Here is a 17,952-nt window from a genome sequence, read left to right as displayed (position 1 = left end):
GACCTTGTAGGGGATTTCGCCGGCGTGATACACGCGCGCACCCGACCGACGCGGGGCAAAAAAATACGCGCTCCAGGGCGCGTACTTTCGGTTGTCGAACAGTGTCGGCTGCAGCGCCTCAGCGCACGATGTCCCACCCCATCATCAGCGCCGCGAAGCCCATCAGCGCCGTGCCGCCCCACCCCAGCCAGCGCATGCGGCGCCCCGAAGTGAAGGGGCCCATCACCTTCTCGCGCGTCACCAGGATCATCATCGCGGCCATGATCGGTACGGCCACCACGCCGTTGATCACCGCGCTCCAGTAGAGCGCCTTCATCGGGTCGATCGGCGTGAAGTCCAGCGCCGTGCCCACCAGCGTGGCGACCGCGATGATCGCGTAGAACTCCTTGGCCTCTCGCCAGTGGCGCTCCAGGCCCTCTTCCCATCCGAAGGCCTCGGCCACCGCGTAGGCAGCCGACGAAGCGAGCACCGGCACGGCGAGCAGGCCCGTGGCGATGATGCCGCCCGCGAAGAGCCAGAACGCGAAGTCGCCGGCCAGCGGCCGCAGCGCCTCGGCCGCCTGTGCCGCAGAGGTCACGTCGTGCACGCCGGCCGCGTACAGCACGGAGGCGCCGACCACCATCACGAAGAACGCGATCAGGTTGGAGAAGGTCATGCCCACCCAGGTGTCCAGACGCACGCGCCGCAGGTCGTGGCGCACCTGCTTGTCGGTGCCGCGCCTGCCGCCTTTGAGGCGCAGCTCTTCGACCTCCTGCGAGGCCTGCCAGAAGAAGAGGTAAGGCGAGATCGTGGTGCCCAGGAGCGCGACGATCATCATCCAGTAGTCGCCGCGCCATTGCAGCCGCGGCACCACCAGGTCATGCAGCACCCGCGCCCACTCCACCTGCACCACGAACACCGCGGCCACGTAAGCGAAGAGCGTGAGCGTCAGCCACTTGAGGATGTGCGCGAGCTTGCGGTACGGCACGAACACCTGCAGCAGCACCGTGACCACGCCGAACACCAGCGAATGAAAATGCGCGCCGCCGCCCACCACCAGCTGCAGCGCCTCGCCCATCGCGGAAATATCGGCCGCGATGTTGATGGTGTTGGCCGCCACCAGCAGCGCCACCAGCACGATGAGAAAGCTGCGCGGCATGTGCTCGCGCAGGTTGGCCGCCACGCCCTTTCCCGTGACACGCCCGATGCGCGCCGACACCAGCTGGATCGCCACCATGAACGGCAGCGAGAGAAACACCGTCCACAAGAGGCCCGTGCCGAACTGCGCCCCCGCCTGCGTGTAGGTGGCGATGCCCGACGGGTCGTCGTCCGCCGCGCCGGTGACGACACCGGGGCCGACGTGGCGCAGGAATGAGGGAATGCGTTTCTTCATGACGGGCGCGATGCTGTCATGCCGAGCCTGACCACTGCATGAACGCAGCGCATTTCTTTCACCTGCGTTCCGAAAACAGCGCGGTGATCACCTGCCGCAGCCAGCGGTTGGCCGGATCGCCCTCGAAGCGCTTGCTCCAGTGCAGCGACACGCTGAAATCGCGCAGCGGAAACGGCGGCTCCACGATGGCGTAGCCGCCCTCCTCCGCGAAGCCGCGCGCGATGTTGCGGGGCATCACCACCGCCAGATCCGTGGCGCGCACGATGGCCGGCAGCACCATGAAGTGCTCGGTCGTGAGGCGCAGGCGGTCTTCCAGGTTGAGCAGCTGCAGGATGCGCAGCGTGTCGGCATGCGTGCGCACCGCCACGTAGTCGAGCTCCTGCAGCGCCTCGAGCAGCGCCTGCCCCTTGCGCCGGCGCTTGACGAAGGGGTGGCCCTTGCGCAGCAGCACGATGTAGCGGTCCTTCAGAAGGTGCGCGCGCTGCGTGTCGCGCACGTTCGAGAGAAAGCCGAAGGCGAAGTCGATGCGGCCGCTGTCCAGCGCGGGCGCCACTTCCGCGGGCAGCAGCGGCAGGGTCTCCAGCCGCACACCGGGCGCGAGTTCGCCCAGCCGCGCCATCAGCGCGGGCAGAAAGCGTCCCTCGCCGATGTCGCTCATGTGAATACGAAAGCTCTTGCGCGAGACCAGCGGCTCGAAGCGATCGGGCTCGTGCAGCGCCGCTTCGATCGTGCTGAGCGCCACCTGCACCGCCACCGCGAGGCGGTCAGCGCGCGGCGTGGGCGCCACGCCGCCGGGGGCGCGGGTGAAGAGCGCGTCTTTCAGGAGCAGCCGCAGCCGCCCGAGGCCGTGGCTCGCCGCCGGCTGCGTGAGGCCCAGCGACTCCGCCGCGCGGCTCACGCTGCGCTCGCGGTAGACCGCATCGAACAGACGCAGCAGGTTGAGGTCGATCGAATCGATATGCATGCCATTCATATTGCTTAGCTCGATTATTTTATTGAACGCAAACCCCATGGCACGCACACTGGCGAGCGGTATTCCAGCCGACCTCCAGCCCCCCAGTCGGCCCGTTCGAACGCCCACGACAAGAAGGAGACACGACATGGCCCTACTCCGTCCGCATGCGGTGCTCGCCGCCCTGCTCTTCACCACTGCCGCCGCGTGGGCCCAGCAACCTCCCGCCGAGGAACCCGGATGGGCCAAAGGCCGACCGAAGAACGAAGCGGCCACGCGCCTCGCACCGGTGCCCTCTTTCCCGATTCCCACTGCGCCCGACCAGTTGCCCACGGCCAAGTTCAAGCTCCCGCCGGGCTTCAAGGTCGAGACCTGGGCGTCGGGCGTGCTCGATGCGCGCGAGTTGCGCCAGGGCGCCAAGGGCACCGTCTTCGTGAGCACGCTGTTCGTGGGCAACAAGGTCTATGCGATCGCCGAGAAGGGCGACCGCAAGCCCAGGACCATCATCGACAAGACCGAGTTCGCCACCGGCATCGAGTTCTACAAGGGCGCGCTCTTCCTGGCCACGCACAAGCAGATCGTGCGCTACGACGGCATCGAGGACAAGCTGGACAACCCCGGCACGCCCGTGGTGCTCAACGACAAGCTCCCCGGTGGACAGGACCACAGCTGGCGGTACCTGCGCATGCACGGCGACAAGCTCTACTACGCGGTCGGCGCGCCCTGCAACCTGTGCGAGCCCGACGACGCGCATGCGCGCATCTTCCGCATGAACCCCGACGGCAGCGGCATCGAGACGATCGCGCGCGGCGTGCGCAACACGGTGGGCTTCGACTTCGACCCCAAGACCGGCAACCTCTGGTTCACCGACAACGGCCGCGACTGGCTCAGCGAAGACCTGCCCAACGACGAGCTCAACGTGGTGGCCAAGCCCGACCAGCACTTCGGCTACCCGTACTGCCACCAGGGCAACCTCCTCGATTCGGAATTCGGCTGGGGCAAGCGCTGCGACGACTACCAGAAGCCCGCCGCGCTGCTCGGCCCGCACGCCGCCGCGCTGGGCCTCACGTTCTACAACGGCAAGAGCTTCCCGGCCAAGTACCGCGGCGCGATGTTCATCGCCCGCCACGGCCCGTGGAACCGCACCACCAAGTACGCCGACATCGCGGTCGCCTGGCCCGACGGCAAGGGCGGCGCGAAGGTCGAGCCCTTCATGACGGGCTTCGTCGAGAACAACACCTACCTCGGCCGCCCGGTGGACTTTCTCGTGCTCAAGGACGGCTCGATGCTCGTGAGCGACGACCACGCCGGTGCGATCTACCGCATCAGCTACGGCGGACGATGAAGAGAGCCGGCGTCATTGCGAAAGCGATCGCGGCGGGCTTCATGGCGCTGGCGTTGTCATCGGCGATTGCGCAGGGCGCGAAGCCCGCGCCATCGGCCGCTTCGGCCGCATCGGCGCAGCCCAGCTATGCGCAGCGCTATGCGTCGCTGTGCGCCTCGTGCCACGGCGCGAGCGGCCGCAGCGACATGGCCGGCACGCCGGTGCTCGCGGGTCAGCACTCGTTCTATGCGATCACGCAGCTGTTTCTTTTTCGCGAGGGCCGGCGCGACAACCCGGCAATGACGGCGGTCGCCAAGACCATGACCGACGCCGACCTGCGCGGCTTCTCCGAGTTCATCGCCACCTTGCCCGCGGTACCGGCGCCAGCGGCCGCCACACCACCCGACGCCGCGCGCATGACGCGCGGCCAGGCGCTGGCGCAGGAGCATCGCTGCGTGATCTGCCACGGCGCCGACCTGAGCGGTGGCCAGCAGGTGCCGCGCATCGGGCAGCAGCATGAAGACTACCTGCAGCTTTCGCTGCAGGGCTTTCGCACCGGCAAGCGCCCGGGCTACACGCAGGCGATGGGCGAGGCGGTGAGCCGCATCGCGCCCGACGACCTGGACACCCTCGCGTACTACGTCGCGCGCTTTCCGGGCGCTCCCGCCAAGCCTCCACCGAAGTAACACCGTCGTACGACACCTGCGAGTGCGCCATGCGGACGCAGCGCACCGCGCACGCAAAAACACCCCGCCCCACCCCAAAACCACCCACATCGGAGCCGAATCTCTTGGAAGTCTCATTCAGCAAGGAAGTAGAAATGCTGCGTCTCGGCGCAGGCGACACCTTCCACGGCGAGGGCATCCTCGCCATCACCAAGGGCCTGCTGCAGTCGGGCGTGGCCTACGTGGGCGGCTACCAGGGCGCGCCCGTGTCGCACCTGCTCGACGTCATGGTGCAGGGCAAGGCCTACATGGACGAACTGGGCGTGCACGTCGAGGCGTGTTCCAACGAAGCCTCGGCCGCGGCGATGCTCGGCGCCTCCATCCACTACCCGCTGCGCGGCGCGGTGACGTGGAAATCGATCGTCGGCACCAACGTGGCCGCCGATGCGCTGTCGAACCTCTCCTCGCCCGGCGTGACCGGCGGCGTGCTGATCGTCGTGGGCGAGGACTACGGCGAAGGCGCCAGCGTGATCCAGGAGCGCACGCACGCCTACGCGCTCAAGTCGAGCATGTGCCTGGTCGATCCGCGGCCCGAGCTCGGCACGATGGTGCGCATGGTCGAAGAGGGCTTTCGCCTCTCCGAAACCTCGAACATGCCCTGCCTCATGGAGCTGCGCATCCGCACCTGCCACGTGCGCGGCAGCTTCGAGTGCAAGGACAACGTTGCGCCCGCGGTCTCCACGCGCGCGCTGATGACCGAGCCCGCGGGCTTCGACTACATGCGTCTCGCGCACCCGCCCGTCACCTTCCGCCACGAGAAGCTCAAGGGCGACGCGCGCATTCCGGCGGCGCGGCGCTACATCGTCGAGCACGGGCTCAACGAGCTCATGCCGGGCGAGCGCCATGCGGACCTGGGCATCGTGGTGCAGGGCGGGCTGTACAACGCGCTCGTGCGCAGCCTGCAGCAGCAAGGCCTGGCCGATGCGTTCGGCGAGACCGACATCCCGATCCTCGTGCTCAACGTGACCTACCCGCTGGTGCCCGAGCAGGTGGCGGACTTCTGCGTGGGCAAGCGCGCGGTGCTGGTGGTGGAGGAAGGCCAGCCCGAGTACATCGAGCAGGACATCGCGACGCTCCTGCGCCGGCGCGACATCCAGACGCCGCTGCACGGCAAGGACATGCTGCCCGCGGCCGGCGAGTACGGCGTGGAGGTGCTGTCGGGCGGCATCGGCGCCTTCGCCGCGAAGTACATCGAAGCGGGCGAGGCGTTGTCGTCCGCGCAGGCGTGGCTCGCGGGCAATCGCGAACGCCGCGAGGCCGTCGCGCGCCAGCTCACCGCGCCGCTGCCCAACCGCCCGCCGAGTTTTTGCATCGGCTGCCCCGAGCGGCCGGTGTTCTCCGCGCTCAAGCTCGCGCAGCAGGAGACCGGCCCCGTGCACATCGCGGCGGACATCGGCTGCCACGCCTTCGGCACCTTCGAGCCGTTCTCGATGGGCCATTCGATCCTGGGCTACGGCATGAGTCTCGCGAGCCGCGCGGGCGTCGCGCCGATGATGAACCGCCGCACGCTCTCGATCATGGGCGACGGCGGCTTCTGGCACAACGGCCTGCTCACCGGCGTGCAGAGCGCGCTCTTCAATGACGACGACGCGGTGCTGCTGATCTTCAAGAACGGCTACACCTCGGCCACGGGCACGCAGGACATCATCTCCACGCCCGACGAAGAAACGAAGGAGCGCGCCGTCGACAAGCAGCAGAGCCTGGTCGACAAGAACCAGACCATCGAGGCCACGCTCACCGGCCTGGGCGTGAAGTGGATGCGCACCGTGACCACCTACGACGTGGAGCGCATGCGCCGGACGCTGACCGAGGCGCTCACCAGCGACTTCAACGGCCTGAAGGTGGTGATCGCCGAGGGCGAGTGCCAGCTGGAGCGCCAGCGCCGCATCAAGCCCTGGATCGCCGGCCTGCTCAGGAAAGGCGAGCGCGTGGTGCGCGTGAAATACGGCGTCGATGAAGACGTGTGCAACGGCGACCATGCATGCATCCGCCTCTCGGGCTGCCCCACGCTCACGCTGAAGGACAACCCCGATCCGCTGAAGGTCGACCCGGTCGCCACCGTGATCGACGGCTGCGTGGGCTGTGGCCTCTGCGGCGCGAACGCGCATGCGGCCACGCTGTGCCCGAGCTTCTATCGGGCCGAGGTGGTGCAGAACCCGAAGTGGCACGAGCGCCTCGTGCATTCGCTGCGCGGCGCGGTCGTTCGCGCGTTGCAACCCGCATGAGCCACATGAGCCGCGCCATGGAACAGAACCGGCCCCTTACCCTCCTCGTCTGCGCCCTCGGCGGCGAAGGCGGCGGCGTGCTCACCGAATGGCTGGTGGACATCGCCCGCCATGCCGGCTACGCCGCGCAGAGCACATCGATCCCCGGCGTCGCGCAGCGCACCGGCGCCACCACCTACTACATCGAGGTGTTCCCCGTGCCGCTCGCGCAGCTGGCCGGCAGGCGCCCGGTGTTCAGCCTGAGCCCGGTGCCGGGTGCGCTCGATGCGATCGTGTCCTCGGAACTGCTGGAGACTGCGCGGCAGATCGGCAACGGCATGAGCGCGCCGTTGCGCACGCTGGTCATCAGCTCGTCGGCGCGCATCTTCACCACCGCCGAGCGCATGGAGCCCGGCGACGGGCGCGCCGATGCGCAGCGCCTGGTCGATGTGGTGAAAGCCTTCAGCCGCGAGCACCATGTGTTCGACATGAACGCCATCGCGCGCGACAGCGGCACGGTGGTGAGTGCGGTGATGCTCGGCGCCATCGCGGGCAGCGGCCTCTTCCCGTTCCCGCGCGAAGCCTACGAGCACGTGGTGCGCGGCGGTGACACGAGTGCGCCCGAGAAGCTCAACAAGATGGCCGCCGCCAGCCTGCGCGGTTTCGCGGCCGCGTTCGATGCCGTGAGCGCGCCGCGCACGCAAGCCGCGTTCGTCAACAGCGTGATGGCCGGAGACACCGCAGATGCGCCGCCGCCCGCGCGCGCGTTGCCCGACGAACTGGCGCGCCGCTTTCCGCCCGCCGTGCACGACATGCTCGCACTCGGCCACGCGCGCGTGCTCGACTACCAGGACACCGCCTACGCGACGCTGTACGCCGACCGCCTGGCCAAGGTGCTCGATGCCGAGCGCGCCGCCGACCCGGCCGGCGCCCACGGCTTCGCCATCACCCGCGAGGCCGCGCGCTGGCTCGCGCTGTGGATGGCCTTCGACGACATCGTGCGCGTGGCCGCGCTCAAGGGCCGCGCGAGCCGCGCGCAGCGCGTGCGGCAGGAAGTGCGCGCCACCGACGAAGACATCGTGAAGGTCTACGACCACTTCAAGCCCGGCGCCGCCGAGTTCGCCGCGCTGCTGCCGCCGGCACTGTCGCGCCGCGTGACCGCGTGGGACCGCGGCCGGCAGGCGCGCGGCCTCGCGCCGTGGGCGCTGCCGCTGAAGGTGGGCAGCCATTCGGTGTTCGGCATGGCGTCGCTGCGGCTCCTGTCTTCACTGCGTTGGCTGCGCCGCCGAGGCAGCCGCTTCGCCGAGGAACAGGCGCTGATCGAACGCTGGCTCGCTGCGGTGGAGCGCGGCACGCGCGAAGCCTGGGCGCTGGGCCACGAACTCGCACTGTGCGGCCGCCTCATCAAGGGCTACGGCAGCACCAACGAACGCGGCAAGGAGAACCTGCTGCACGTGACCGACCATCTCGCAGCGCAGCCCGGCCAGGCGCCGGCCGTGCGCGCGCAATCCATCGAAGCGGCACGCACTGCGGCATTGGCCGACGACGCCGGCCGCGCGCTCGATGCCGCGCTGGTCGCGCACGGCGCGCCCGCGCGCCCGGTCAAGGCCCAGCCCATTCGCTGGATGAAGCGCAAGCCCAACAGCGGCGCCTGAAGCGAGGAGCGACACGATGGCACTGCTCAACGTCGAAGACCATCGCCGCCGCGCGCGCCGGCTGCTGCCGCGCCTGGTGTTCGACTATGTCGACGGCGGCGCCGAGGACGAACGCTGCCTGCAGCGCAACCGCGACGCCCTCGAGCAGCTGCCGCTGATTCCCGAGTGCCTGCGCGACACCAGCGCGATGGACATCGGCATCGAGCTCTTCGGGCGCCGCTGGCGCGCGCCCTTCGCGGTCGCGCCCATCGGCCTCGCAGGCCTCGTGCGCCCGGGCGCCGATGCGCTGCTGGCCAGTGCCGCGCAAGGCGCGGGCGTGCCTTTCATTCTCTCGACCGCATCGAACGTGCGCATCGAGGACGTGCGCGCGGCCGCGCCCGAGGCGGCGCTGTGGATGCAGCTCTATGTGATGGGCGAGCGCGCCATCGCCGAGCGCATCGTGAAGCGGGCCCGCACGGCCGGCTTCGAGGCGCTGGTGCTCACGGTCGATGTGCCGGTGAGCGGCCTGCGGGAGCGGGACCTGCGCCACGGTTTCCGCGTGCCGATGCGCCTCACGCCTGGCACGCTCATCGACATGGCGCGGCATCCCGCGTGGCTGGCGCGGCTCGCGGGCAGCGGCATGCCGCTGTTCGCGAACCTGCTGCCGGACGACGACGACGCGCCGATGTCCGCGCAGACGCAGGCCGCGCTGCTCTCGCGCACCATGGACCGCACGCTCACCTGGGACAGCATCGCCTGGCTGCGCAGGCTCTGGGACGGGCCGCTCCTCATCAAGGGCCTGCTCGGCGCAGAAGACGCCAGGCGCGCCCTGCACCACGGCGCGGACGGCATCGTGGTCTCGAACCATGGCGGACGCCAGCTCGATGCGGCGCCGGCCACCATCGGCGCCTTGCCGGCCATCCTGGACGCGGCCGAGGGCCGCATTCCGGTGCTCGTGGACGGCGGCATGCGGCGCGGCAGCGACATCGTGAAGGCACTCGCGCTCGGCGCGCGCGCGGCGCTCGTGGGCCGCGCGCCGGTCTACGGCCTCGCGTGCGACGGCGGGCGCGGCGCGCTCTCGGTGCTGCAACTGCTCGCGCAGGAAACCGAACGCACGATGACGCTCGTCGGCGCCAGGCGGGTGAGCGAGCTCGGCCGGCACCACGTCGGCCTGCCCCCACGGCCTCACCCCCAGGAAACCCCGCGCGGGAAAGCCTCCATTTACCCGGTGCACGCCGCTGCCTAGGCTGACCGGTCTCGACGATTTCACACAGACCATAAAGAAGGAGACCATGAAAACCACCGTCCGCCATCCCCATCGCCACCGCTCGCCCCTCGCACTGCTGGCGGCCTGCGCCGCGCTCGTGCTCGGCACGCCCGCCGTGCACGCGCAGGACAAGCCCGTGCAGCTGAAGCTCTCCAGCTGGGTGCCCGCGCAGCATCCGCTCAACCCCGCGCTGCAGGCGTGGGCCGACGACATCAAGAAGGAATCGAACGGCACCCTCACCGCGATCCTTTTTCCCTCGGAGCAACTGGGCAAGGCCTTCGACCACTACGACATGGCGCGCGACGGCATCGCCGACTTTTCGTACGTGAACCCAGGCTACCAGCCGGGGCGCTTTCCGGTGATGGCGGGCGCGTCGCTGCCGTTCCTCTTCGCCAACGGCAAGGAGGGCTCGGCCGCCATCGACGCCTGGTACCGCAACTACGCGGCCAAGGAGATGAAGGACGTGAAGTACTGCTTCGCGTTCGTGCACGACCCCGGCACTTTCCACTCGCGCAAGAAGATCACGCTGCCCACCGACATCAAGGGCATGAAGGTGCGCCCGGCCACGAGCACCGTGGGCCAGCTGATCACCTCGCTGGGCGGCACCAACGTGCAGGCCTCGGCGCCCGAGTCGCGCGACATGCTGGAGCGCGGCGTGGCCGATGCCATCACCTTCCCGTGGGGATCGATCGGCCTCTTCGGCATCGACAAGGTGGTGAAGTACCACATGGATGCGCCGCTGTACGTCACGCCCTTCGTGTGGGTGATGAACAAGGGCAAGTACGACGCCATGTCGGCCGGCCAGAAGAAGGTGATCGACGACCACTGCACCAGCGAGTGGGCGCAGAAGGTGGCCGGGCCCTGGGCCGACTTCGAGTTCGGCGGCCGCGCGAAGATCGCCGCGCAGGCTGGCCACGAGGTCTACAAGCTCACGCCCGAGCAACTCGATGCGTGGCGCAAGGCCGCCGCGCCGTCGGAAGCGCAATGGGCCGAGAGCGTGAAGAAGGTGGGCGAGGACCCGAAGGCGGTGATGGATGCATTGAAAGGCAGCCTCACGAAATACAAGTCGGCGCTCTGAGCGATGGCAGCCCGGTCCGCCAGCTACATGGACCGCGCGATCAACACGATCGAATGGCTCGCCGCCATCTTCGTGGGGATCGTCGCGCTCAACATCTTCGTGGCCGTGGTGCTGCGCAAGTTCTTCGACACCTCGATCCCCGACGCCTACGACTTCGGCCGCATGCTGCTGGGCATCCTGATCTTCTGGGGCATCGCGGCCACCAGCTACCGCGGCGGCCACATCACGGTGGACCTGGTGTGGACGGCGGCGGGCCCGCGCATGAAACGCGTGATCGACGTGTTCGCCACGCTCGTTCTCCTGTTCGTGGTGGCGGTGCAGACCGCGATGCTGTTCGACAAGGTGCGCGGCACCTATGTCGACAACGTGCTGACCTACGACATGAACATCCCGACCTGGCCGTTCTATGCGGTGGCGTGGGCGGGCGACGTGTGCGCCGTGCTGCTGATCGCGATCCGCACGTACCGGCTGATCTTTCATCCCGAACAACTCGAAGAGATCCACCCCGAACAAAAGGCCGACGAATGAGCCCCGACGCAGTTGCCATCCTGGGCTTCGTCGCCCTCTTCGTGCTGATGCTCTTGCGCGTGCCGGTCGGCATGGCGATGGGCCTGGTCGGCGTTACCGGCTACAGCTACCTCGTGGGCCCCGGGCCCGCGCTGAAGCTGGTGGGCCAGACCTCCATGCGCACCGTGACCGACTACACCTTCGGCGTGATCCCGATGTTCATGCTGATGGGCGCGCTGGTGTCGGTGTCGGGCGTGAGCCGCGAGCTCTTCAAGGCCGCCAACTCGATGATCGGCCACCTGCGCGGGGGCCTGGGCGTCGCCACCGTGGTGGCCTGCGGCGGGTTCGCGGCGATCTGCGGCTCGTCGGTGGCCACGGCCGCCACGTTCTCGGCGGTGGCGTATCCGGAGATGCGGCGCTTCAACTATCCGCAGTCGTTCTCCACCGGCGTGATCGCCGCGGGCGGCACGCTGGGCGCGATCTTGCCGCCGTCCACCGTGCTCGCGGTTTACGCGATCCTCACGCAGCAGGACATCGGCAAGCTCTTCATGGCGGGCATCGTGCCGGGCATTCTGGCGATGGCGATGTACGTGCTGACGATCGCGATCATCGTGAAGCTGCGGCCCGACTGGCTCCCCGGCGGCGAAGTGAAGCCCTGGTCGGAGCGCTTCAAGGACCTGCGCAACGTGTGGGCGCCGCTGGTGCTTTTCGTGTTCGTGATCGGCGGGCTCTACGGCGGCTTCTTCACACCGACCGAGGCGGGCGGCGTGGGCGCGAGCGGCGCGTTCATCCTCGGGCTCGTCAGGCGCAAGCTCGACGGCCCGAAGATCCGCGAGGCGCTGCTCTCGGCCACGCGCACGGCGGCGGCGGTGTTCACGGTGCTGATCGGCGCGCTGCTCTTCGGCTACTTCCTCACCATCACGCAGAGCCCGCAGAAGCTCACCGAATTCCTCACGGGCCTCGGGATCGGGCGCTACGGCGTGCTCGCGCTCATCATGCTGATGTACCTGGTGCTCGGCTGTCTCATGGACGCGATGGCGATGATCATCCTCACGGTGCCCATCATCTTCCCGGTGATCGTGCACCTGGGGTTCGACCCCATCTGGTTCGGCGTGATCATCGTGATGACGGTGGAGCTCGGGCTCATCCATCCACCGGTGGGGATGAACGTCTTCGTCATCAAGAGCGTGGTGAAGGACGTGAGCTTCACCACCATCTTCAAGGGCGTGCTGCCGTTCATCGTGACGGACATCGTGCGCCTGGTGATCCTGATCGCGTTCCCGGTCATCGCGCTGTGGCTGCCGACGAGAATGGGCTGATGAAGAACGAAGCGATGAACACAGGCAAAGAGATCACCTACACCGCGCGCGTCGAGTTCGGCGACTGCGACCCGGCCGGCATCGTCTGGTTTCCCAACTTCTTCCGCTGGATCGATGCGGCCTCGCGGCATTTCTTCGCGGGCTGCGGCGTGCCGCGATGGGAAGAGACGGCGCGGACGATCGGCGTGATCGGCACGCCGCTGGTCGATACGCACACGCGCTTCGTTAAATCCGCGAGCTACGGCGACACGCTCGACATTGCGGTGCGCATCACCGAGTGGCGCGACAAGAGCTTCGTGCAGACCTACCGCGTGACGCGCGGCGACGAGTTGATCCTCGAATGCGAAGAGGTGCGGATCTTCGCGGCGAAGCGCGACGGCGGCGGCATCCGCGCGGTACCGATTCCCCCGGACATTCGCGCGCTCTGCGAATAGCCGGTCAGACGGCTCGGGCCTGAAGCTTCGCGAGCAGGCCCTCGACGCCGCGATCGATCAGGTCGAAAGCTTCGACGAAGGCCTCCCGGCCGCCGTACCAGGGGTCGGGCACATCGCCTTCGTCCGCTTCGGAAAACTCGGTGAGCAGGTGCACCTTGTGGGCTGTGCCCGCGGGCGCGAGACGGCGCAGCGCGGCGCAGTGGTGCGCGGTCATGCCGACGATCCAGTCGAAGCGCTCGAAGTCGCTCGCGCGGACCTGGCGCGCGCAGTGCGCGTGCATCTGGATGCCGCGCCGGCGTGCCTCGGCGATCGAGCGCGGATCGCGCGGGTTGCCGCGCTCCTCGTCGGAGATGGCGGCGCTGTCGACGTCGATCGCCACGTTTGCGAGGCGCGCCTTGTGAAGCAGCAATGTGTGGGCGGTGGGGGAGCGGCAGATATTGCCGGTGCAGATGAACAGGACGGCAGGTTTCGTCATCGGAATGAAAGACTGTTGAAAGGTTGCGGAATGGGTCGACGCCAAATCGCAACAATGAGGCGATAACGACCCTGCTCGCAGTGCAGGACTTGGCCCAAATGGTTGACGCTCATTGTGACGCGGTGCAACAATCCCGCATCTTCATTTCGGAGCCCCGTGCGTGGACAGTGCCAGTTGGATCAGTGACAAGACAACGCGTGCCTCGGCAGGCGTGACACATCCGGCCCTCTAGCGCAGGCTCTCTCGCGCTGTGGCCGCCGTGCACGCAGCGTGACCCGTTCGCCATTCAGGCCAGCGGTTCTCCCCTTCCGAATTTCGTCGTTCCGCGTCACTGACTTTTTCAGTCAGCTTGCGTGTCCGTGCGCGAGGCCCTTCAGCGCGAAGGAGCCTTGTCATGCGTCAATTTCAAACTCGTCAACAGCAGCAACAGCAGCCGCCGATGCAGGACCCCGTCCGCCCGTCGGCGCACGAGCCCGCGCGCGCGCCGACGGCGCAGGACGTCGAGAACGAAATGCTCGACCGGGCCGCCGCGCTCTGGACCACGCGGCGCATCCGCAGCTTCTTCCTGTTGCTCGAGCAGCCGCCCCGCGCAGCGCACCGCTGACGCGCCCGCAAGACCGCACCGCACCGCAAAAACGCAAGGAGGCCACCATGGACCCGGACCCTCGCTCGCGCCTTAGCGCGCCGCCTTCATTGAACCCATCGATTGCATCCAACCCACGCAGCGCCGCGCTGCGGAGGACCCCTGCCGGCTGAGTGAAGCGGGAGGTTCTTCCTTCGCGGGCGCCGCACCCGAAGGAGAACCTCCCATGACCCGCGAACGCCTGCGGCGTGTCGCGCGAACGGCCACGATCGGCCGCCTCGACGCACCCCGCTTCCATCCCCGACGCCCCTTCCATTCACCGCTGCCGTTGCGGCTTTGGGCGGCATACCTCTGCGGCTTCGCGGCAACGCAGACGCATGCCGTCGGTGGCCATCATTCGGTGGACGACGCCGCTATCCTCGACGCGGACCAGTGCCAGGTCGAGACGTGGACCGACCGTCACGCGCGCAGCTCGCAAGGCCTGCTGCACATCGGCCCGGCCTGCCGCGTCGGCCCGATCGAACTCGGCCTGAACCTCGAGCGTGAACACGGCAGCGAAGGCCGCACCGTGCGCGCCGGCCCGCAGATCAAGTGGGCCTTCGCGATCAACGACAGCGTGAGCGCCGGCGTGCTCGCCACGGCCGGGTGGCAGAGCGACGCACACGCCACCGCGTTGCACTTCGCCACCAGCAGCATCGTGATCCCCGTGACCTGGCAGATCGACGACAGCTGGCGCGCGCACATCAACGTGGGTCGCGATTTCCACCGCGCGCAACCGAGCACCAGCCATTCGGGCGCGGCCATCGAATGGTCCGCCCTGCCCTCTGTTTCGTTCGTCGCCGAGCGCTTCCGCGAAGGCGGCGGCAACGCGTGGCGCGCCGGCATGCGCTGGACGCCGGTGCAGGCGCTGAGCGTGGACCTGAGCCACGCACGCGGCCTGCGCGCCGACGCACCCGCGTGGTGGACGCTGGGCTTCACCTGGGCCTTCGTGCGCTGACCTCACGGCTTCCTCGCCTTCCCAATCAAGGAGAAAACAACATGAAAAACGTCCTGAAGTCCTTCTTCGAGAGCTTCCTGCGCAGCCGCCACATGCTGCATCACTTCGAGCGCTGGCAGACCCTGCTGGGGTCGAAGCCCGTCGGCGTGACATCGGTCGCCATGCCGCCCGACATCGCGAAGGCGCTGGCCGCCGCATCGCGCACCGATGCGGGCGAGATGCTCGTGAAGCTCGACAGCTCGCCGCAAGGCCTGAGCGAAGGCCACGCCCAGGTGCTGCGCAAGCGCCTGGGCAGCAACGAGGTTCGCCACGAGCAGCCGCTGCCGTGGTGGACGCACCTGTGGCAGTGCTACCGCAATCCGTTCAACCTGCTGCTCACGGTGCTGGCGCTGGTCTCGTACGTGACCGAGGACATGAAGGCCACGCTCGTGATCGGCAGCATGGTGGTGCTGTCGACGGTGCTGCGCTTCCTGCAGGAGTCGCGCTCCAACAAGGCGGCCGAGCGCCTCAAAGCCATGGTGAGCAACACCGCCACGGTGCTGCGGCCCGCGCCGGGACGCAGGGCGGGCGCGGCGGGCGACGAGGGCTTCGACACCACGCACGCGGGCACGGTGCGCGTCGAGGTGCCGATGCGCGACCTCGTGCCGGGCGACGTGATCGCGCTCTCGGCCGGCGACATGATCCCGGCCGATGCGCGCCTGCTCACCGCGAAGGATCTCTTCATCAGCCAGTCCGCGCTGACGGGCGAGGCGATGCCGGTCGAGAAGTTTCCCATCGACCGCGGCGACCACGAGGCCGGCGTGCTCGAGCGCGAGAACCTGCTCTTCATGGGCACCAACGTGATCAGCGGCACCGCGACCGCGCTCATCGTGCACACCGGCGACCGCACCTTCTTCGGCGCCCTCGCGCAGCGCGTGACGGCCACCGACCGCGGCACCAGCGCCTTCCAGGCCGGCATCAACCGCGTGAGCTGGGTGCTGATCCGCTTCATGCTGGTGATGGCGCCGCTGGTGCTGGTGATCAACGGCGTGGCCAAGGGCGACTGGTGGGAGGCGGCGCTGTTCGCGCTGTCGATCGCGGTGGGCCTCACGCCCGAGATGCTGCCGATGATCGTGACGGCAACGCTCGCCAAGGGCGCGGTCGTGATGTCGCGCCAGAAGGTGATCGTCAAGCGCCTCGAAGCGATCCACAACTTCGGCGCGATGGATGTTCTCTGCACCGACAAGACCGGCACGCTGACGCAGGACCGCATCGTGCTGGAGCGCCACACCAACGCGTGGGGCGAAGGTTCGAACCACGTGTTGCAGCTGGCGTACCTCAACAGCTTTCACCAGACGGGCTTGAAGAACCTGCTCGACAAGGCAGTGCTGAACCACGCGGAGATGCAACCCGAGACGCGCCTGCAGACGGCCTATCGCAAGATCGACGAAGTGCCCTTCGACTTCTCGCGCCGCCGCATGTCGGTGGTGGTGGGGAACGGCGGCAGCGAGCACCTGCTGATCTGCAAGGGCGCGCTGGAAGAGATCCTGTCGGTGTGCACGTCGGTCGAGCGCGGTGCCGAGGTGCTGGTGCTCGATGCCGAGCTGCTCGCGCGCATCCATCGCGTGGCGTCGGAGCTGAACAAGCAGGGGCTGCGCGTGGTGGCCGTGGCGAGCCGCACCTTCGGTGCAGATGCACGCAAGCCGGCGTACAGCGTGACCGACGAATCGGGCCTTACGCTGCTGGGCTATGTGGCCTTTCTCGATCCGCCGAAGGAGTCGACCGCGCCCGCGCTGCGCGCGCTGGCCGAGCACGGCGTGGCGGTGAAGGTGCTCACGGGCGACAACGAACTGGTCACCCGCAAGGTCTGCGGCGACGTGGGCATCGAGGCCGGCCACATCGTGCTGGGCCGCGAGATCGAGGACCTGCGCGACGATGAATTGCGCGCGCTGGTCGAGCAGCACCAGGTGTTCGCCAAGCTCACGCCCGCGCACAAGGAGCGCATCGTGCACGCGCTGCATGCCAACGGGCACGTGGTCGGCTTCATGGGCGACGGCATCAACGACGCACCGGCGCTGCGCGCGGCCGACATCGGCATCTCGGTGGACGGCGCGGTGGACGTGGCCAAGGAGTCGGCCGACATCATCCTGCTGGAGAAGAGCCTGATGGTGCTGGAGCAAGGCGTGGTCGAGGGCCGCCGCACCTTCGCCAACATGCTCAAGTACATCAAGCTCACCGCGAGCTCGAACTTCGGCAACGTGTTCTCGGTGCTGGTGGCGAGCGCGTTCCTGCCCTTCCTGCCGATGCTGCCGCTCCATCTGCTGGTGCAGAACCTGCTGTACGACGTGTCGCAGATCGCGATCCCATTCGACAACGTGGACGAGGAATTCCTCAAGTCGCCGCAGCGCTGGAACCCGGCGGACCTGGGGCGCTTCATGGTGTTCTTCGGGCCGCTGAGCTCGGTGTTCGACATCCTGACCTACACGGTGATGTGGTTCGTGTTCGCGGCCAACACGGTGGAGCACCAGACGCTGTTCCAGTCGGGCTGGTTCATCGAGGGGCTGCTGTCGCAGACGCTGATCGTCCACCTCATCCGCACCCGCAAGATCCCGTTCCTGCAAAGCCGCGCGGCCTGGCCGCTGCTGGCGATGGGTGCGGCGATCGCGGCTGTCGGCATCTGGCTTCCGATGGGGCCGCTCGCGCACTACTTCAAGCTGCAGGCACTGCCACTCGCTTACTTCCCTTGGCTGGTGACGATGCTGGTGGGGTATGCGGTGCTGACGCAGACAGTGAAGGGGTGGTACGCGCGTCGCTATGGGTGGCAGTGAGGGTCACGCGTTGCTGTTCAGGGCGCGCGCACAGGCCACCGGGTGCTCCCCTCCGCGAATGTCCCCCGGGGCTTCGCCCCTCCTCCTTGATTTCGCTGCGGGGAGCACCCGATGCCCTGTGCACATGGACACGCTCGGGGTGAACCGCGATCAACGACCGCTCTGAAAGCGCTCGCGCCGATGGTGGGCTCTGTTTCGCGAAATCAAGGAGGAGGCCGCAGGCCGGGGGACATTCGCGAAACAGAGCCCACCGTCGGCGGGAGTGCCACCCCGA

Annotated in this window: 15 protein-coding genes; 12 read left to right on the top strand and 3 right to left on the bottom strand. The window is 68.3% G+C overall.

From position 1 onward, the window contains the following. Positions 1–118 precede the first annotated feature (118 nt). Positions 119–1,372 carry an NRAMP family divalent metal transporter gene (locus ACZYRS_RS09710; protein WP_198786837.1) on the bottom strand — a complete coding sequence of 418 codons (1,254 nt, stop codon included), beginning with the start codon at positions 1,370–1,372 and terminating at the stop codon, positions 119–121. Positions 1,373–1,430: 58 nt separating this feature from the next. After that, positions 1,431–2,345: a LysR family transcriptional regulator gene (locus ACZYRS_RS09705; RefSeq protein ID WP_198786836.1), complete on the bottom strand. Its 915-nt coding sequence runs from the start codon at positions 2,343–2,345 to the stop codon at positions 1,431–1,433. A gap of 127 nt (positions 2,346–2,472) precedes the next feature. Between ACZYRS_RS09705 and ACZYRS_RS09700 the strand changes: the two genes are divergently transcribed. The 9 genes from ACZYRS_RS09700 to ACZYRS_RS09660 all read left to right on the top strand — a co-directional run bounded on the left by ACZYRS_RS09700 (position 2,473) and on the right by ACZYRS_RS09660 (position 12,816). Beyond that, positions 2,473–3,669, top strand: coding sequence for a PQQ-dependent sugar dehydrogenase (locus ACZYRS_RS09700; RefSeq protein WP_463419057.1), 1,197 nt, complete (start codon positions 2,473–2,475; stop codon positions 3,667–3,669). After that, the gene (locus ACZYRS_RS09695) at positions 3,666–4,334 is read left to right on the top strand and encodes a c-type cytochrome (RefSeq protein WP_198786834.1); all 669 of its coding nucleotides are present in this window, start codon (positions 3,666–3,668) and stop codon (positions 4,332–4,334) included. The genes ACZYRS_RS09700 and ACZYRS_RS09695 overlap by 4 nt, the downstream gene beginning before the upstream one ends. 104 nt (positions 4,335–4,438) lie before the next feature. Continuing rightward, positions 4,439–6,598 carry a thiamine pyrophosphate-dependent enzyme gene (locus tag ACZYRS_RS09690; protein WP_463419056.1) on the top strand — a complete coding sequence of 720 codons (2,160 nt, stop codon included), beginning with the start codon at positions 4,439–4,441 and terminating at the stop codon, positions 6,596–6,598. A 17-nt stretch (positions 6,599–6,615) separates the two neighbouring features. Continuing rightward, positions 6,616–8,232, top strand: a complete 1,617-nt coding sequence (locus ACZYRS_RS09685; protein ID WP_463419055.1) for an indolepyruvate oxidoreductase subunit beta family protein — start codon at positions 6,616–6,618, stop codon at positions 8,230–8,232. Positions 8,233–8,248: 16 nt separating this feature from the next. Then, positions 8,249–9,457, top strand: a complete 1,209-nt coding sequence (locus ACZYRS_RS09680) for an alpha-hydroxy acid oxidase (protein WP_463419054.1) — start codon at positions 8,249–8,251, stop codon at positions 9,455–9,457. A gap of 46 nt (positions 9,458–9,503) precedes the next feature. Next, complete coding sequence (locus ACZYRS_RS09675) at positions 9,504–10,556, top strand: TRAP transporter substrate-binding protein (RefSeq protein ID WP_463419053.1); 1,053 nt, start codon at positions 9,504–9,506, stop codon at positions 10,554–10,556. Between the two features lie 3 nt (positions 10,557–10,559). Continuing rightward, on the top strand, positions 10,560–11,084 hold the full coding sequence (locus tag ACZYRS_RS09670) for a TRAP transporter small permease (protein ID WP_463419052.1): 525 nt from the start codon (positions 10,560–10,562) through the stop codon (positions 11,082–11,084). Beyond that, positions 11,081–12,382, top strand: coding sequence for a TRAP transporter large permease (locus ACZYRS_RS09665; protein WP_198786829.1), 1,302 nt, complete (start codon positions 11,081–11,083; stop codon positions 12,380–12,382). The genes ACZYRS_RS09670 and ACZYRS_RS09665 overlap by 4 nt, the downstream gene beginning before the upstream one ends. A 14-nt stretch (positions 12,383–12,396) precedes the next feature. Then, entirely contained in the window at positions 12,397–12,816 is a 420-nt protein-coding gene (locus tag ACZYRS_RS09660) for an acyl-CoA thioesterase (protein ID WP_463419051.1), read from the top strand. Positions 12,817–12,820: 4 nt separating this feature from the next. Here ACZYRS_RS09660 and ACZYRS_RS09655 read toward each other — a convergent pair whose 3' ends face one another. Further along, on the bottom strand, positions 12,821–13,291 hold the full coding sequence (locus ACZYRS_RS09655) for a low molecular weight protein-tyrosine-phosphatase (RefSeq protein WP_463419050.1): 471 nt from the start codon (positions 13,289–13,291) through the stop codon (positions 12,821–12,823). 394 nt (positions 13,292–13,685) lie between these two features. On the opposite strand from ACZYRS_RS09655, the gene ACZYRS_RS09650 reads away from it, so the two are divergent. The 3 genes from ACZYRS_RS09650 to mgtA all read left to right on the top strand — a co-directional run bounded on the left by ACZYRS_RS09650 (position 13,686) and on the right by mgtA (position 17,678). Further along, complete coding sequence (locus ACZYRS_RS09650; protein WP_463419049.1) at positions 13,686–13,895, top strand: hypothetical protein; 210 nt, start codon at positions 13,686–13,688, stop codon at positions 13,893–13,895. A gap of 205 nt (positions 13,896–14,100) precedes the next feature. Then, a complete protein-coding gene (locus ACZYRS_RS09645; protein WP_463419048.1) occupies positions 14,101–14,871 on the top strand; it encodes a hypothetical protein in 771 nt (256 codons plus the stop codon). A 41-nt stretch (positions 14,872–14,912) separates the two neighbouring features. After that, the gene (gene mgtA, locus ACZYRS_RS09640; RefSeq protein ID WP_463419047.1) at positions 14,913–17,678 is read left to right on the top strand and encodes a magnesium-translocating P-type ATPase; all 2,766 of its coding nucleotides are present in this window, start codon (positions 14,913–14,915) and stop codon (positions 17,676–17,678) included. The last annotated feature ends 274 nt before the right edge of the window (positions 17,679–17,952 follow it).

Source organism: Variovorax sp. AC194, assembly GCF_979257995.1.
This window is presented reverse-complemented; position numbering and strand designations above follow the sequence as displayed.

What these genes read in the sequence shown, in the direction of transcription:
- ACZYRS_RS09670 (WP_463419052.1), top strand. Translation starts at nt 10,560, where the DNA reads ATGGCAGCCCGGTCCGCCAGCTACATGGACCGCGCGATCAACACGATC.
- ACZYRS_RS09700 (WP_463419057.1), top strand. Translation starts at nt 2,473, where the DNA reads ATGGCCCTACTCCGTCCGCATGCGGTGCTCGCCGCCCTGCTCTTCACC.
- ACZYRS_RS09675 (WP_463419053.1), top strand. Translation starts at nt 9,504, where the DNA reads ATGAAAACCACCGTCCGCCATCCCCATCGCCACCGCTCGCCCCTCGCA.
- ACZYRS_RS09685 (WP_463419055.1), top strand. Translation starts at nt 6,616, where the DNA reads ATGGAACAGAACCGGCCCCTTACCCTCCTCGTCTGCGCCCTCGGCGGC.
- ACZYRS_RS09650 (WP_463419049.1), top strand. Translation starts at nt 13,686, where the DNA reads ATGCGTCAATTTCAAACTCGTCAACAGCAGCAACAGCAGCCGCCGATG.
- ACZYRS_RS09710 (WP_198786837.1), bottom strand. Translation starts at nt 1,372, where the DNA reads ATGAAGAAACGCATTCCCTCATTCCTGCGCCACGTCGGCCCCGGTGTC.
- ACZYRS_RS09695 (WP_198786834.1), top strand. Translation starts at nt 3,666, where the DNA reads ATGAAGAGAGCCGGCGTCATTGCGAAAGCGATCGCGGCGGGCTTCATG.
- ACZYRS_RS09665 (WP_198786829.1), top strand. Translation starts at nt 11,081, where the DNA reads ATGAGCCCCGACGCAGTTGCCATCCTGGGCTTCGTCGCCCTCTTCGTG.
- ACZYRS_RS09655 (WP_463419050.1), bottom strand. Translation starts at nt 13,291, where the DNA reads ATGACGAAACCTGCCGTCCTGTTCATCTGCACCGGCAATATCTGCCGC.
- ACZYRS_RS09705 (WP_198786836.1), bottom strand. Translation starts at nt 2,345, where the DNA reads ATGAATGGCATGCATATCGATTCGATCGACCTCAACCTGCTGCGTCTG.
- mgtA (WP_463419047.1), top strand. Translation starts at nt 14,913, where the DNA reads ATGAAAAACGTCCTGAAGTCCTTCTTCGAGAGCTTCCTGCGCAGCCGC.
- ACZYRS_RS09680 (WP_463419054.1), top strand. Translation starts at nt 8,249, where the DNA reads ATGGCACTGCTCAACGTCGAAGACCATCGCCGCCGCGCGCGCCGGCTG.
- ACZYRS_RS09660 (WP_463419051.1), top strand. Translation starts at nt 12,397, where the DNA reads ATGAACACAGGCAAAGAGATCACCTACACCGCGCGCGTCGAGTTCGGC.
- ACZYRS_RS09645 (WP_463419048.1), top strand. Translation starts at nt 14,101, where the DNA reads ATGACCCGCGAACGCCTGCGGCGTGTCGCGCGAACGGCCACGATCGGC.